Below are 14,726 nucleotides of genomic sequence, written 5' to 3'. Positions count from 1 at the left end.
TGGCCACCGGCGTCAAAGGAAAAGATGCGAGTGGAAACAACCGCCATCCGATCCGCGCCATGGCCATGTCGCGCATCTGCAAGAATCTCCGTCCGGCGGGTTTCATATTTTCCACCAGCGGCTATATGTGCCTGACATCGCCCGGAGAGAGATGTGTTGGAGAGAACCCGACTGGACCCGATAAGTTATCGCGACGCGATGAGCCGCCTGGCTGGCCACGTGCAGCTCATCACCGCCGCCAATGGTGGCGAGCGCCGCGGCGTGACAGTCACGGCCTCCTGTTCGGTTTCCGACAGTCCGCCGACCGTCCTCGTCTGCCTTAACGGCGCCAACCCGCGCAACGACATCTTCGTGCGCGGCGACAGCTTTGCCCTGAACCTGCTTGGCGACGAGCATCGTGCGCTTGCCCATGCCTTTTCCGGCCGCGACCAGCTCGACATGGACCGCCGCTTCGCTCTCGGGCAATGGACGCAACTGGCAACCGGTTCACCGATCCTCGTCAATGCGACGGCCGCGTTCGATTGCCGGCTGATCGAGGTCAAGACAATCGCAACGCATCTGGTGCTGTTCGGCGAGGTCGTCGACGTCGCGCTCGGCCCGACGCGTCCGCCGCTCATTTATGTAGACCGCGGATATCACTCGCTGTAGGTTCTCAAGAGAGGCGACACGTCCTCTACGAGAACATGAGAAAATTTCTGCAAGTAGATGATATAAGAGATCATCTCTAAGACGCTTCCTAGTGACTGAAACTGGCCGTGGCGGAGGATGCATGGCGGCACCGGCGACAGGCGTATTGCCCCAATCCATCGACGAAACGATGGCGATGCTTGAGGCACAGGATTATCTCGCCGGTACGGCATTGGCGACGGTGCTGTTTCTGGCGCTCAGGATGAAGCGCCCGCTCTTTCTCGAAGGCGAGGCCGGTGTCGGCAAGACCGAGATTGCGAAGGTGCTTGCCCGCGCCCTTGATCGCCCCTTGATCCGCCTTCAGTGTTACGAGGGGCTGGATGTCGCCTCGGCCGTCTACGAGTGGAATTACCCGGCGCAAATGCTGGAGATCCGGTTGTCGGAAGCGGCCGGAACAGTCGACAGGCGCAGGGTCGAAAGCGACATATTCTCGGAACGATTTCTCATCCGGCGCCCGGTGCTTCAGGCCATTTCCGGTGAGAGCGGCCGGGCACCGGTGTTTCTGATCGACGAGCTCGACCGCACCGACGAAGCCTTCGAGGCATTCCTGCTCGAGGTCCTCTCGGACTTCCAGGTGACCATTCCGGAACTCGGCACCATCCGCGCCACTGAGCCGCCCGTTGTCATCATCACCACCAATCGCACGCGTGAGATCCACGACGCCTTGAAGCGACGCTGTCTCTATCATTGGGTCGATTATCCCAAGGCGACCCAGGAACTCGAAATCATCCGCCGCAAGGTTCCGGGCTGCAACGCGGCGCTGTCGCGCGAAATCATCGCCTATGTGCAGCGACTCCGTACGATCGATCTTTTCAAGAACCCCGGCGTCGCTGAGACGATCGACTGGGCAACAGCCTTGACCGAGCTTGACCGGCTCGCGCTCGACCCCGAAACGATCGCCGATACGCTGGGCACGCTGCTGAAGTATCAGGACGACATCGCCAGGATCGACGGCGCCGAAGGGCGCAAGCTGCTCGCCGAGGTCAAGGCCGAACTGCTGGCGGCCGGTTGACCATGGAGCCGGGAGAACATCCGCCTGATGGTGCCATTCTCCCGCCGATCCCGCCCGGCGACGGAAAGCTCGCCGATAACATCGTGTACTTTGCCCGCGCCCTGCGGCGCGCCGGGATGAAGGTCGGGCCTGGGGCAGTGGCCGACGCCATTGATGCGGTCACGCTGATCGGCATCGGTGCCCGCGACGAATTCTACGCGGCCCTTCAGTGTATTTTCGTCAAGCGCCACGAGGATCAGCCGGTGTTCGACGAGGCTTTTCGGCTGTTCTGGCGTTCGCGCGGCCTGGTCGAGAAGATGATCGCGATGATGTCTCCGCTCGCACCGGAACGCGACAGCGAGCGGCAGCGGCGACGGGCAGGCGAGACGCGTGTCAGCGATGCGTTGATGTCCGGCCATGATCACGCCCGGCCGCCGCGCGAGGAACCGGAGATCGAGGTCGACGCCCGCTATACCGTTTCGGGCCGGGAGCTTTTCCGAAAGGCTGATTTCGCCCAGATGACCGCGGCCGAGATCACCGAGGCGAGGCGAGCGCTATCGTCATTGGTGCTGCCGCTCGACCAGGTGCGCACCCGCCGATACCGGCCCTCCTCGCGGCAGATCCGCATCGATCCGCGCGCGACGATGCGCGACGCCATGCGCTTCGGCGGCGAACTGATCCTGCCGCGCTTTCGCGAACGGCGGCTCGTTCACCCGCCGCTGGTCGTGCTTGCGGACATTTCCGGGTCGATGAGCCAATACACCCGCATCTTTCTGCATTTCCTCCATGCGCTGAGTGAAAAGCGCCAGCGCGTTCACACCTTCCTTTTCGGCACGCGGCTGACGAATGTTTCGCGGCCGATGCGAAACCGCGACCCGGATGTCGCACTCGACGAATGCATCTCTGCGGTCAAGGACTGGTCCGGGGGCACGCGCATCGGCGAAACCCTGCATGAGTTCAACCGACGCTGGTCGCGGCGGGTGCTGGGACAGGGCGCCATCGTGCTTTTGATCACCGACGGGCTCGAGCGGGACGACACGTTGGAGCTGGAGCGGGAGATGGACCGCCTGCACCGCTCCTGCCGTCGACTGATCTGGCTCAATCCGCTGTTGCGATTCGACGGCTTCGAGGCACGGGCTCGCGGCGTCAAAGCGATGCTGCCGCATGTTGACGAATTCCGGGCCGTGCACAATCTTGAGTCAGTGGGCGAGCTCGTCAAATCGCTGTCGGGCCAGAGGTCGCGGGAGGCCGACCCTCGACGGTTCATGGACGAGCATCGCACCGTGCTGGGTGGCCGGGCTGGGAGGACGTGACATGCAGGCATTGGTCGATACCCTCGATCCACTCGCGGTTGCCGAAGCCTGGGTTGGCGAAGGGCGCCAAGTGGCAATTGCAACGGTGATCGAAACCTGGGGGTCCGCACCGCGCCCGGTCGGCAGCCATCTGGTGATCGACGGGGCCGGCAATTTCGAAGGTTCGGTTTCCGGCGGATGTGTCGAGGGTGCGGTGATCAGCGAAGCGGCGGATATTCTGGAGACCGGCAAGGCAAAAATCCTTGAATTTGGCGTAGCCGACGAGACCGCATGGCGTGTCGGTCTTTCCTGTGGCGGCCGGATCCGGGTGCTTGTCGAGCGGGTTGACGGCTGAGCCATGGATCGCGCAACCCTTCAGGCATTGAATGCAGCGCGCGCGGGCAGGCGAGCCGCCGTCGTCTTTACCGACCTCGAGACCGACCGAAGCGTGCTCTGTGTCGAGGGTGAACGCTGTGCGGACGAATGGATCGATGCGATGACCGCCGCACTTCGGTCTGGCAAACCCGGAATGATCATGGCCGGCGGGCGGTCCCTATTCCTCAATGTGTACCTGCCGCCACCGCGCATCCTCGTTGTCGGCGCGGTCCATATCTCGCAAGCGCTTGCGCGGATGGCGGCTATCGCCGGCTTCGACCTTACCATCCTCGATCCGCGCACCGCCTTTGCGACGGCCGAACGCTTTTCCGGCGTCGAACTGATCGCGGAGTGGCCGGAAGACGTCCTCACGGCCCGGCCGCTTGATCGGTTCACGGCGGTGGTCGCCGTCACACACGACCCGAAGATCGATGACGAACCGATCCGGGCAGCCCTTACTGCTGGCTGTTTCTATGTCGGCGCCCTTGGCAGCAGAAAGACGCATGCAAGCCGCGTCGAGCGCCTGCGGCGGCTCGGGGTCTCCGACGACGCGCTCGCCCAGATCAAGGCGCCGATCGGGCTCGACATCGGCGCGGCGAGCCCGGCGGAGATCGCGGTTGCGATTCTCGCCGAAATCATCGAAGCGCTCAGGCGGCGGCATATCCTGTCCGGTAGCGAGGCGCATCGATGAAATTTGGGTCCACCAAGCTTTCCGCGGCTGAAGGCGCCGTGCTCGCGCACGCCGTCAAGGCCGGCGACCTACGCTTGCCGAAAGGGCACGTGCTCACCTCAACAGATCTTGCCGTGCTGATGCAGGCGGAGATCGACGAGATTATCGTCGCCCAACCGGATCGGGGCGATTTGCTGGAAGATGAAGCGGCGGCGCGGATCGCCGCGGCGATTGCTCCCGACCATCTGCGGTTTTCCTCGGCGGCAACCGGACGCGTCAATATTTATTCGCGGGTACACGGGCTATTCGTCGCCACCCGCGAAACCGTCGACCGGCTGAACCGCATTGATCCGGCCATCACGCTCGCCTGCCTCGCCGACCATGTGCCGGTGCAGCCTGGCGACATGGTGGCGACGATCAAGATCATACCCCTGGCAGTGGCAGGATCGCTGGTGGAGCGGGCAGAGATGTTGCTTCGCGATGCCAATGCCTTTGCGGTGAAACCTTTTTCCGCGCGCAATGCCGCACTGATAGCAACTGAGTTGCCTTCATTGAAACGCCAGGTCATGGACAAGACCCATGCGGTGCTCTCCGCACGCCTGCGGCAATCCGCAAGCGCGTTGGCAACCGAGCGGCGCGTTGCCCACACGGAAGACGCCGTGGCTGCGGCCATCGGCGATCTGAAGGCCGACCACGACCTCATCATCGTCTTCGGCGCCTCGGCAGTTGCCGATTCGCACGACGTCATTCCCGCTGCGATCCGCAGGGCAGGCGGCATTGTCGATCACGTCGGCATGCCGGTCGACCCCGGCAATCTCATCGTGCTCGGCCGCGTCGGAACCGTGCCGGTGATCGGCGCACCGGGCTGCGCCCGCAGCCCGCGCGAGAACGGTTTCGACTGGGTGCTCGATCGCATTCTCGCCGGCGAGTGGCCGAGCCCGCATGACATCACCGGGCTCGGTGTCGGTGGCTTGCTGAAGGAGATACCCACCCGGCCACAGCCGCGCGAGCCCGCCGCGCCTGTGGCTTTGGGGCCGTTGGAAATCGTCGTGCTGGCGGCAGGCCGCGCCAGCCGTATGGGCCCTGAGGGCGGCCACAAGCTGTTGGCGACCTTCGATGGCGTTCCGCTCATCCGCCGCACGGTCGTCAGTGCGCTTGCAGCCGATATCGGCCGGGTGATCGTCGTCACCGGACATCGCGAGCCGGAAATCCGGGCAGCGCTCGGTGATCTGCCGGTCGTTCTCGTCTCCAACCCGGATTACCTGTCCGGCATGGCGTCGTCGCTGACGGCTGGCCTTGCCGCGCTCGATCACGCAGCCGGCGGCATGCTGGTGATGTTGGCAGACATGCCGGGGATAACGGCGGCGGACCTGCGCCGGATCGCCGATGCGTTCGTCGCGGAAGGGGGGCGTGCCGTGATCCGCGCCACGGCTGACGGTCAGCGTGGCAACCCGGTTGTCCTGCCGCGCCAGACGTTTCCAGCCGTGAGCCAATTGCTTGGCGATGTTGGCGCAAGGCATATCATCGAGAGATGCGGACTGCCGGTCATCGATGTCGAGTTAGGTGCTGCCGCCCGTCTCGACCTCGACACACCAGAGCAAATCATCGCTGCCGGCGGAACTTTGGAGGAATAGGCGCTTGGAAAATGCTGCAATCGAGGAAATGTTCGAAACGCTTGGACCCGTGACCATCAAACGCATGTTCGGCGGCAAGGGCGTCTATTTCGAAGGCGTCATCTTCGCGCTCGAAGTCGATGGAGAAATTCTCCTGAAGGGCGACGACAGGACAGGCCCGACCTTCGAGGAGGCCGGATCCCGGCGATGGGCCTATGACGGCAAGGGAAAACCGGTGAAGATGCCCTATTGGAGCATCCCGGAAGAGGCCTACGACGATCCCGATGAAATGGCGCGCTGGGTCAGACTAGCCTACGAGGCGGCGTTGCGGGCCAAGAAATAGGCGGGCCGACACGCCTAACGTTTCTGGTTCGGAAACCACGTAAACGCTCCATCTCTTTGTTTCTGGTATTCCCCGACGGGAAACCGCTTCGCTCAGACAGCGCCAGCGAGCGCCTTCGTATGCGTGCTGATGGCGCGGACGGCGTCAGCGGCAAACCGCGAAAGCGGTTGGGGTAGGGCATCGAGATCGTACCAGCCGATGTCGGACAGCTTGTCCGGCTCGGTCAGTTGCGGTTCGCCCGAAAAATCGTCGGTCACGTAGATCATCGAGATCCAGTGCTGACGATCGGCTTCGATCAATTGCTCGCTGAGGCAGAGAAAGCGGGACGAACGGATCGACAGGCCGCTTTCCTCTTCCGCTTCACGGCGCGCGGCAAGTTCGCTGCGCTCCATGTGATCGACCTTGCCGCCCACAATATTCCAGTGGCCGGCTTCGGGCGCCTTCAAGCGCTTGCACAGCAGCAGCTTGCCGTCGCGCATAATCGCCAGTCCGCAGCCGAAGCCCGGAAAGTCGATGCCTGGCCGACCCATTTCTGGGTCAGGCCTTGCCGGCGATCAGCATGAAAGCAGGGATTTCGTCGCCGAACCCAACGGGAGTCGGGCCGTCGTCGTGGTCGCGACGGTGGCGATTGCGGCGATCACGGTTGTCGTCGTTGGCGGGGCTTGCCGCACGAACCGGACGTTCCGGGCGGTGGCCGTTGCTCTGCTTTGTCTCTGCGTTGCGTGCCGGTTTCACCGCTTCCACCCTTTCGACGACTGCTTCAATTTCTGCCTCACTATCGGCACGAACCGTATCGGTTTTGTGATCGGAACGGCCACGCGGTGCGCGGTCCCCATCTTTTTTCCGGTCCTTGCGACCGTCACGACCGCGTTCACGGCGACCGGTGTCGTGGCTTTCCATCGGTTCGGGAAGGTTCGACAGATCACCGTTCAGCCACTCGACCTTCTGGCCGATCAGCTTCTCGATGGCGTCGGAGAACTTCATGTCGCGCTTGGTGACCAGCGTGAAGGACGCACCGGAGCGGCCGGCACGGCCGGTACGGCCGATGCGGTGAACGTAATCTTCCGCATGGATCGGCACGTCGAAATTGAAGACATGGCTGACATCGGGGATATCGAGACCGCGGGCAGCCACATCGGACGCAACGAGCAGCGTGATGAGGTTGTCCTTGAAGCCGGCAAGCATAGCCATGCGCGAGCGCTGGTCCATGTCGCCATGCAGGGCGCCGACCGAGAAGCCATGACGCTCGAGCGAGCGGAAGAGATCGGCGACATCCTTCTTGCGGTTGCAGAAGATGATCGCGTTCTTCAGGTCGTCCTGGGCGCGGATCAGATCGCGCAACACGGCGCGCTTTTCGTAATCCTTGCCGTGCGTGGCGACGAAGCGCTGCGTCACCGTCTGCGCCGTCGATGCCGGACGGGCAACCTCGACGCGCTCCGGGTTCTGCAGGAAGCGGTCAGCAAGCTTCTGGATCTCCGGCGGCATGGTCGCCGAGAAGAACAGAGTCTGGCGCGTGAAGGGGATCATCTTGGCGATGCGCTCGATGTCGGGAATGAAGCCCATGTCGAGCATGCGGTCGGCTTCGTCGATCACCAGGATCTCGACGCCGCTCATCAGGAGCTTGCCGCGCTCGAAATGGTCGAGCAGGCGGCCGGGCGTGCAGATCAGCACATCGGCGCCGCGCTCCAGCTTGCGATCCTGCTCGTCGAACGAGACGCCGCCGATCAGAAGCGCAATGTTCAGCTTGTGGTTCTTGCCGTACTTGTCGAAGTTCTCAGCGACTTGGGCCGCCAGTTCGCGCGTCGGCTCCAGAATCAGCGTGCGCGGCATACGCGCACGAGCACGACCCTTTTCGAGCAGGGTCAGCATCGGCAACACGAACGAGGCCGTCTTGCCTGTTCCCGTCTGCGCGATGCCGAGAATATCACGGCGCTGCAACGCCGGAGGAATGGCGCCAGCCTGGATCGGGGTCGGGATTGTGTAGCCCGCATCGGTTACTGCGGAGAGAACTTTTTGGCTAAGGCCAAGGTCAGCAAAATTGGTCAAAGGGAAATCTGTTTCCGTTCCGGTTCGATAAGAACACTGCTCGATCGGTGGAAAACACACCACCGCGTGGCCGGGCTCTTAAGCCGAATACGGTCGAAAGTCAAGAAATCCAGCACGTTGAAGCAGGAAAAGGTTGATGGCAACGAATCTGTTGTGTTTCTTGTCAAGTGGCGGGGGCAGAACGCGTCGGCATCCTAGTCATTTCATGTAGCTCGCGAGCTTGGTGCCGGCGTTGAGAAACCGCATGGGATCGACTGCCTGACCGTTCAGCCGGATTTCGTAGTGCAGGTGCGGACCTGTCGAACGGCCCGTATTGCCGGACTTTGCGACGACATCTCCGGCCTTGATCCGGTCGCCGACCTTGACCAGAACCGTCGAGAGGTGCGCATAGCGGCTGGCAACGCCATTGCCGTGATCGATCTCGACCATGTTTCCGTAGCCGCCCGTCTGGCCGGCATTGGTAACGGTGCCCGGAGCTGTCGCGCGGATGCGGGTGCCGACCGTGGCGCGAAAGTCGATACCTGCGTGCAGCGCCAGGCGACCGAGAAACGGATCAAGCCTGTTGCCGAAGTCGCTGGTGATATCGCTTGCCGGCGACGGGTTGCCGAAGGGCAGTTCGCGGACCTGAGAACGCGTCCGCTCGAGTTCGATGAGAGCCGAATCGAGCGCTGCAAGCGACTGGCCGAAGCCGTCGTCGTTGACCGGCTCGACGAAGGGGCCGCCGATCGCGGCGTCCGTGGAACTTGTCGCTTCATCTGCGGGCGCCAACTCTGCGACGTCATTTTCGGGAAGCGCAACACCTGTGCGCCCGACGATCTTGCGGATCGCCTGCGACGTTCTCGCGGCGCCATCGGTCAGTTGCTCGAGCCGCTGCATCTGGTCACGCTCCACATCTTTCAACGAGAGCGTCACCTTCGAGAAAAGCCGATCGGCGCGATCGGAGGTGCTTTCGCCTGGCGAAGGCCGAGCGTAGGCAAGGGCGGCGACACGGGCAGGTGCGGCAGCTTGCCCACGGCTCAACCCCATCAGCTTTTCGATCGCCTGCACACCACCGGTGACATCGGCACGTTTTTCGTAGGCGAGGGGTTCGACCGGTGCCGGCTGGGTGAAGTCGGTCGACAGTCCGGAATTTTCCGCCCGCTCGATCAGCGCGCCGAGCTTGCCGTTGCGAGAGGAAAGCGCCTGCTGCTGCTGAAGCAGCTTCTCGACCTTCTCTTCGACGACTTGCTGATCCAGTAGCTGTCGGCTTGTCACGCGATCGACCTGAGCCCGCAGCGCGGTGATTCGGTCTTCGTATTCGTGCTGCATGCGCGCCTGGCGTGCGATCGTCCCGCCGATCAGATCATCGCGAAGAACGAGATAGGAGGTGGCTGCGAGGTAGCCGATGCTGAAGACGCCCACCGCCGAAACGGCAAAGGCAGCCATCCACGGACGCACCGTCATATGGCGAACCTTGTCGCCGCTCGCCAGGATCAGGACATGGTTTTGCGCGCGCTTTCCGAAGGTGCGATTTGCCGAACGTGCAGACACTCCACCACTCCCGCCATCTGCGAATTGTCTCGCATTGCTTGACGGGCATTACACTTCGTTAGGGTTAATATTTGGTTGAGTGCCTGCATTACGAGAGGTTGGTGGAAGCCGTCATCGAGCGGTAGAAGGATGGTGTCAGGCCGGCTTCGGCGCGGGCGATGTCGTTGAACGGCGCCTTGAGCGGGCCGCGAAAATTGGCGCGAACGAGCTGCTGGAAGGTCGCTGCGGGATCCTTCTTTTCCCGCGCGCAGAGGAAGCGGAACCATTTGGCGCCGACGGCCACATGGCCTTTCTCGTCCTCGTAGATGACGTCGAGTACGGCTGCGGTCTCGAAGTCTCCGGTCTCACGCATCCGCGCCTGCAGCGCCGGCGTCACGTCCAGCCCGCGCGCCTCCAGAATCAACGGTACGACGGCAAGCCTCGCGGTCAGGTCGTTGCGGGTGTCGTGCGCAGCTTGCCAGAGACCATCGTGGGCAGGCAGGTCGCCGTAGTCGGCGCCGAGGTCGTTCAGCCGCTGGCGCACCATACGGAAGTGCTTGGCCTCCTCGAACGCGACCTTCATCCATCCGTCGAAGAACGAATTCGGCACTGATTCGGACGCAAAACGCGCGACGATATCGAGCGCGAGATCGACGGCATTGAGTTCGATATGGGCGATCGAATGCAGGAGGGCGATGCGCCCCTTGAGAGAGCCCAGCGATCTCTTCTTCACTTGGGTTGGCGGTGTCAGAACAGGTTTCTCGGGCCGCCCCGGCCGGAGCGGAACAGGTCGGTCGAGCGGTGAACGCAATGACAGCGCGCGGCGCTGCCAACGGCGCGAGGCTTCCTGGGCAAGCTCGGTCTTGACGTCGAGGTCTGCGGCACTGATCGCCTCGACAGCGGCTCCACGCAGGCTGTGGAAGATGGGAAGGGTCGTCATCGCGGTCTCTTCGCTTTCACTCAGAGCGCCTTTGCGGCCCCGAGCACTTCATTGGCGTGGCCGTCGACCTTGACCTTCTCCCAAACGCGAGCAATCCGGCCATCGGCCGCGATCAGGAAAGTGGTGCGTTCGACGCCCATGTATTTGCGGCCGTAGAGGCTCTTTTCCACCCAGACGCCATAGGCGTTGGCGACGGACTTTTCCTCATCGGCAGCAAGCGTGACCGTCAGATTATATTTTTTGGCGAAGCGGTCGTGACGTTTCACCGAATCAGGCGAGAGCCCGATCAGCTCGACGCCGGCTGCGGTGAATTCCGGAGCAAGCTCGGTGAACGAGATCGCCTCCATCGTGCAACCTTTGGTGTCGTCCTTGGGATAAAAGAACAGCACGACAGGGCGACCGCGAAACGCCGAGAGAGAAATCGAACCGCCGCCGTCGCGCGGAAGTGTGAAATCAGGAGCGAGATCTCCGGTGGTGAGTCCTGCCATGAATAAACCTTCCTTGCGCCAAGATTTGTGAACAATCGCCGGCTAGGGCATATCGAAATTCGGCGACCGGCGTCCAGCGGATTTGTGCTAGATTTGACAGGTTCCGGATGGGTTGCGCCGCTAGGACCCTTCGCCCGGCATTCGCTTACGCGAAACCCACGGATGTGTGAATGCTTTCCACAGCATGGTCGGCGCGGCGTGGTGACACCGTCCGGCCAGATGTGGTCTACGTGACGGTGACAATGACCCGTCGACCCATTGCCGCATGATGCGTCGATGGGAGAGGCGGGCTTTCTCGTCTTGAACTGGAGGGCGTCCGCGCCGATGAGTGATATCCGCGGCGAAAAAGTCGGCTTTCGCAAGAAAGACATCGTCGCTTTGCATGCGTTGCCCTCGGCGCAGGCACACGAACCCGTTATCGTGCATGCACCACACAAGCGCGGGCTGCTGCGCCTTCTCAGCAAGATCGCTCTTTGCGGTTTTCTGTTCACCTTCATCCTTGCAGCCGGCCTGATCGCCGTCGTTGAGAGCGGCGCAATCGACCGTACGCTCAACGCGCGCGCCCGCACTGCCCTGAACGCAGCACTCGGCGGGGCCTATCGCGCCGAGGTTGGCAGCACCGTCGTACGGATGACCTCAAATGGGGCACTGGCCCTGAAGGCCCGGGAAGTGGCGCTGAGCGAAACCACATCCGGTCAGCCGGTCGCAAACTTGAGTTCCATATCCATTGCGCTCGACCCTATCGCGTTGCTGACGGGCCGGATTGCGGTTTCGCGCCTCGAAGCGGAAGGCGGTGACTTCGACACCGGCCTGCTACCTCGCGGCAAGCCTATCGATCTGACCAAGATCAAGATCGCGGATGTCGGCGAGGCACTGGAGACGCTCTTTGCGCACGTCGATCGCATGTCGCAGATGGCTGCGGGGCGCGGCGACCAGACGGTCTTGCTGTCCAATTTTTCCTTCACGGTTGCCGGTGCGCGTGACTACATCGTGCCTGTTGATGCGAAGGAACTGGAGTTCAATCGTGATGTCGATGGCTCGATGCATGTCAAAGGCAGCCTCACCGTCGACGGCGTCGATGTCGATCTGAACGCCAACGCTCTTGGCGCGAAGAATCATGTCGCCGGTTTCGAAGCGTCGATCTCCAACCTTCCATTGAAACCGTTCTTCTATCACGGCCCCTTCGGAAAAGAGGCAGCCTTCGGCATCGACGCGACAGCGGGACTGACGCTTACGGCGACGCGCGCCGCCGAGGGCGCCAAGCCAGATCTTCGCGTTGCTGTCAGGACGTCCGAAGGCGCGTTCCACGCTGGCGGACTCGTCTCGACGATCAATCCCTCCCAGATGGATATCGCCTATGATTTCGAGCGGGCTTCGGTCGAAATCCTGCCGTCCACCGTCAATGTCGGCCGCTCTGTTTTCCCCTTTACCGGCGCTGTGAAAGATCTTGATCGGATCGCAGGCGCAACCGACCAGGGCTTTGCGATCGACCTCCTCTTCAGGAACGCCAGCTCGGCGCCGGAGGATATTGCCGAACGCCCCTTGATCTTTGACGCCAAGGCGAGCGGTCGCTTCACATCCGACGCGCGCCACCGCCTGATCTTTGATCAGCTCGCCGTTTCCAGCCCGCTCGGCTCGATGTTCGGGTCGCTCTCGGTCGCCTTCGGCAAGACCTCGCCGCAGGTGAGCTTTGCCGCCATCAGCGATCGAATGCAGCCGACGGCCGTCAAGCAGCTCTGGCCGTGGTGGCTCGCGAAGGGCGCCCGCCGCTGGGCGATCCGCAATCTCTTCGGCGGCACGGTTACAGATGCGCGCATCGAGGTGTCGGTGGCGGAGGGGCGGATCGCCGCCAACGAAGGCGAGCTGAAGCTGGACGAGAAAGAACTGAACATCACGTTCAATATCGACGATACACGCATCAACATCGCCGGCGAGATTCCGCCGCTGCGCGACACATCGGGCACGTTCAAGCTGAGCGGCCAGCGCATGGAAGTCGGCGTCAAACAGGGGGCGGCCTATTTCCCCTCCGGGCGATCGGTCGCGCTCAACGGCGGCGACTTCATCATTCCCGATGTCTACACCAAACCATTGATTGCCGAGATGAAGATCGAGGTCGGCGGCGAGGCGGATGCGATCGCCGAACTCGTCACCTTTAAGCCGATACAGGCGCTGCAAAAGACACCCTTCGTGCCCGGCGACTTTTCCGGCCAGGTTACGGCACAGGTCGGCGCGCGGTTTGGCCTGGTGACCGACCAGCACCCGCCGCCGCCACTCTGGCAGGTGGAGATGCAACTCGATGACGTTGCCGTCACGCGCCCGATCGCCGGACGCGCCCTCTCCAACGTTACCGGTACATTCCGGGTCGACAATGAGCAGGCCGTCCTTGATGCCCAGGCAATGGTCGAGGGCGCCAAGATCAAACTTGCATTGATAGAACCCGTCGACAGCAAGTCGAAGGTCAAGCGCAAACGCGAAATCAGCGGTACCATCGATGATGCCGCCCGGGAGAAGCTTGCACCCGGCCTGTCGCGGATCATTTCCGGGCCGATGGGCGTCGATCTGGTGATCGACGAGGCGAATATCCAGCATGCCACCATCGACCTGACCAAGGCTAAGCTCTCGCTCCCGTGGATCGGCTGGAGCAAGGGCGCAGGCATTGCTGCCGAGGTGCGATACACATCCGATATCAACGACAGCGTCACAACCATCAAAGACTTTGCAATCGCCGGCGATGGTTTTGGCGCACGCGGCACCCTGCAAGTTGACGCCGCCGGCATCGCGAACGCCAAGCTCAGCAACGTCCGCCTGGCACAGGGCGACGACTTCAACGTCACCATCGATCGCCGCAAGGGCGTCCATGTCGTGACATTGAGCGGAACGGCCGCGGATATTCGCCCGATCCTCGCCCAGATGAAGAGCAGCCCAGGTGGCAACGGCGGTGGCGGTGGCGATGACATAACGATCCAGGGCCAGCTCGGTCGCGTTGTCGGCTTTAACGGCGAGGCGCTGTCAAACGTCAACCTCGTCTATTCGGAACGCGGCCAGCAGATCGAAGACATCAATCTGTCAGCCGTGACCGGTAGCGGCCAGGCGCTCGTGGCCAAGCTCGCCAAATCCGGCGCCGACAACATCCTTGAACTGACGACCGGCGATGCCGGTTCGCTTGCCCGCTTTGCCGACATCTACAGCAACATGCGCGGCGGCCTGTTGAACCTGAAGCTGCGTGATCGCGGCGGACGATCCTGGCGCGGCTCGATCGACATCCGCAAGTTTTCACTCGTCGGCGAGCAACGCCTGCAGTCGATGGTGTCGACCCCGGCTGGCCAGGACGGACGGAGCCTCAACCAGGCGGTAAAACGCGACATCGACGTCAGCACCGCGCGCTTCGAGCGCGGTTTTGCCCAACTGGCGCTTGATCGTAGCGCCATTCGCGTCGACGGCGGCGTTCTCCGCGGAACCGATGTCGGAGCAACCTTCCAGGGAACCGTGCGTGACGGCAACGGCATCATGGACATGACCGGCACCTTCATGCCCGCCTACGGTTTGAACCGCATTTTCGGGGAATTGCCGTTGATCGGCGTTCTACTCGGCAATGGCCGCGACCGCGGCTTGCTCGGCATCACCTTCAAGCTCAACGGCCCGTTCAACCAGCCGAATTTGACGATCAATCCGCTTTCGATCATCGCGCCCGGCGTCTTCCGCAGCATCTTCGAGTTCCAATGAAAAAGGCCGGCGCAACGGCCGGCCTTCGATACGATCTGACGTTCGCTTA

The 14,726-nt window shown here is 62.6% G+C and carries 13 protein-coding genes; 8 read left to right on the top strand and 5 right to left on the bottom strand.

Annotation, left to right across the window (positions count from 1 at the left end; all coding sequences use genetic code 11):
- Positions 1-198: 198 nt before the first annotated feature.
- The 7 genes from HT585_RS07165 to HT585_RS07135 all read left to right on the top strand — a co-directional run bounded on the left by HT585_RS07165 (position 199) and on the right by HT585_RS07135 (position 5,971).
- Positions 199-648: a flavin reductase family protein gene (locus HT585_RS07165; protein WP_246707635.1), complete on the top strand. Its 450-nt coding sequence runs from the start codon at positions 199-201 to the stop codon at positions 646-648.
- A 121-nt stretch (positions 649-769) separates the two neighbouring features.
- Positions 770-1,699 (top strand): AAA family ATPase, encoded by a 930-nt coding sequence (locus HT585_RS07160; protein ID WP_176352277.1) that lies wholly within the window; start codon positions 770-772, stop codon positions 1,697-1,699.
- 2 nt (positions 1,700-1,701) lie between these two features.
- A complete protein-coding gene (locus tag HT585_RS07155) occupies positions 1,702-2,991 on the top strand; it encodes a vWA domain-containing protein (RefSeq protein ID WP_176353221.1) in 1,290 nt (429 codons plus the stop codon).
- 1 nt (position 2,992) lies between these two features.
- The gene (locus HT585_RS07150) at positions 2,993-3,325 is read left to right on the top strand and encodes an XdhC family protein (protein WP_176352276.1); all 333 of its coding nucleotides are present in this window, start codon (positions 2,993-2,995) and stop codon (positions 3,323-3,325) included.
- Positions 3,326-3,328: 3 nt separating this feature from the next.
- Positions 3,329-4,036 carry an XdhC family protein gene (locus tag HT585_RS07145; protein WP_176352275.1) on the top strand — a complete coding sequence of 236 codons (708 nt, stop codon included), beginning with the start codon at positions 3,329-3,331 and terminating at the stop codon, positions 4,034-4,036.
- Positions 4,033-5,649 (top strand): NTP transferase domain-containing protein, encoded by a 1,617-nt coding sequence (locus tag HT585_RS07140; protein WP_176352274.1) that lies wholly within the window; start codon positions 4,033-4,035, stop codon positions 5,647-5,649. The genes HT585_RS07145 and HT585_RS07140 overlap by 4 nt, the downstream gene beginning before the upstream one ends.
- A 4-nt stretch (positions 5,650-5,653) precedes the next feature.
- Positions 5,654-5,971: a TfoX/Sxy family protein gene (locus tag HT585_RS07135; protein WP_176352273.1), complete on the top strand. Its 318-nt coding sequence runs from the start codon at positions 5,654-5,656 to the stop codon at positions 5,969-5,971.
- Positions 5,972-6,063: 92 nt separating this feature from the next.
- Here HT585_RS07135 and HT585_RS07130 read toward each other — a convergent pair whose 3' ends face one another.
- The 5 genes from HT585_RS07130 to bcp form a co-directional block, all read right to left on the bottom strand.
- Positions 6,064-6,501 (bottom strand): NUDIX hydrolase, encoded by a 438-nt coding sequence (locus HT585_RS07130; protein ID WP_176352272.1) that lies wholly within the window; start codon positions 6,499-6,501, stop codon positions 6,064-6,066.
- A gap of 7 nt (positions 6,502-6,508) precedes the next feature.
- Positions 6,509-8,017 carry a DEAD/DEAH box helicase gene (locus HT585_RS07125; protein WP_176352271.1) on the bottom strand — a complete coding sequence of 503 codons (1,509 nt, stop codon included), beginning with the start codon at positions 8,015-8,017 and terminating at the stop codon, positions 6,509-6,511.
- A gap of 198 nt (positions 8,018-8,215) precedes the next feature.
- On the bottom strand, positions 8,216-9,547 hold the full coding sequence (locus HT585_RS07120; RefSeq protein ID WP_176352270.1) for a peptidoglycan DD-metalloendopeptidase family protein: 1,332 nt from the start codon (positions 9,545-9,547) through the stop codon (positions 8,216-8,218).
- A gap of 88 nt (positions 9,548-9,635) precedes the next feature.
- A complete protein-coding gene (locus HT585_RS07115; protein WP_176352269.1) occupies positions 9,636-10,466 on the bottom strand; it encodes a ferritin-like domain-containing protein in 831 nt (276 codons plus the stop codon).
- A 20-nt stretch (positions 10,467-10,486) separates the two neighbouring features.
- Entirely contained in the window at positions 10,487-10,954 is a 468-nt protein-coding gene (gene bcp, locus HT585_RS07110; protein ID WP_176352268.1) for a thioredoxin-dependent thiol peroxidase, read from the bottom strand.
- A gap of 276 nt (positions 10,955-11,230) precedes the next feature.
- Here bcp and HT585_RS07105 point away from each other — a divergent pair, with 276 nt between their 5' ends.
- Positions 11,231-14,677 carry a YhdP family protein gene (locus HT585_RS07105; protein WP_176352267.1) on the top strand — a complete coding sequence of 1,149 codons (3,447 nt, stop codon included), beginning with the start codon at positions 11,231-11,233 and terminating at the stop codon, positions 14,675-14,677.
- Positions 14,678-14,726: the final 49 nt, after the last annotated feature.

It is taken from the genome of Ensifer oleiphilus, from assembly GCF_013371465.1.
GTDB classification, from domain to species: Bacteria; Pseudomonadota; Alphaproteobacteria; order Rhizobiales; family Rhizobiaceae; genus Ensifer; species Ensifer oleiphilus.
This window is presented reverse-complemented; position numbering and strand designations above follow the sequence as displayed.

Coding starts and splice junctions, on each gene's coding strand:
- HT585_RS07115 (WP_176352269.1), bottom strand. CDS start 10,466: ATGACGACCCTTCCCATCTTCCACAGCCTGCGTGGAGCCGCTGTCGAG.
- HT585_RS07160 (WP_176352277.1), top strand. CDS start 770: ATGGCGGCACCGGCGACAGGCGTATTGCCCCAATCCATCGACGAAACG.
- HT585_RS07165 (WP_246707635.1), top strand. CDS start 199: ATGAGCCGCCTGGCTGGCCACGTGCAGCTCATCACCGCCGCCAATGGT.
- HT585_RS07105 (WP_176352267.1), top strand. CDS start 11,231: ATGGGAGAGGCGGGCTTTCTCGTCTTGAACTGGAGGGCGTCCGCGCCG.
- bcp (WP_176352268.1), bottom strand. CDS start 10,954: ATGGCAGGACTCACCACCGGAGATCTCGCTCCTGATTTCACACTTCCG.
- HT585_RS07155 (WP_176353221.1), top strand. CDS start 1,702: ATGGAGCCGGGAGAACATCCGCCTGATGGTGCCATTCTCCCGCCGATC.
- HT585_RS07140 (WP_176352274.1), top strand. CDS start 4,033: ATGAAATTTGGGTCCACCAAGCTTTCCGCGGCTGAAGGCGCCGTGCTC.
- HT585_RS07145 (WP_176352275.1), top strand. CDS start 3,329: ATGGATCGCGCAACCCTTCAGGCATTGAATGCAGCGCGCGCGGGCAGG.
- HT585_RS07130 (WP_176352272.1), bottom strand. CDS start 6,501: ATGGGTCGGCCAGGCATCGACTTTCCGGGCTTCGGCTGCGGACTGGCG.
- HT585_RS07150 (WP_176352276.1), top strand. CDS start 2,993: ATGCAGGCATTGGTCGATACCCTCGATCCACTCGCGGTTGCCGAAGCC.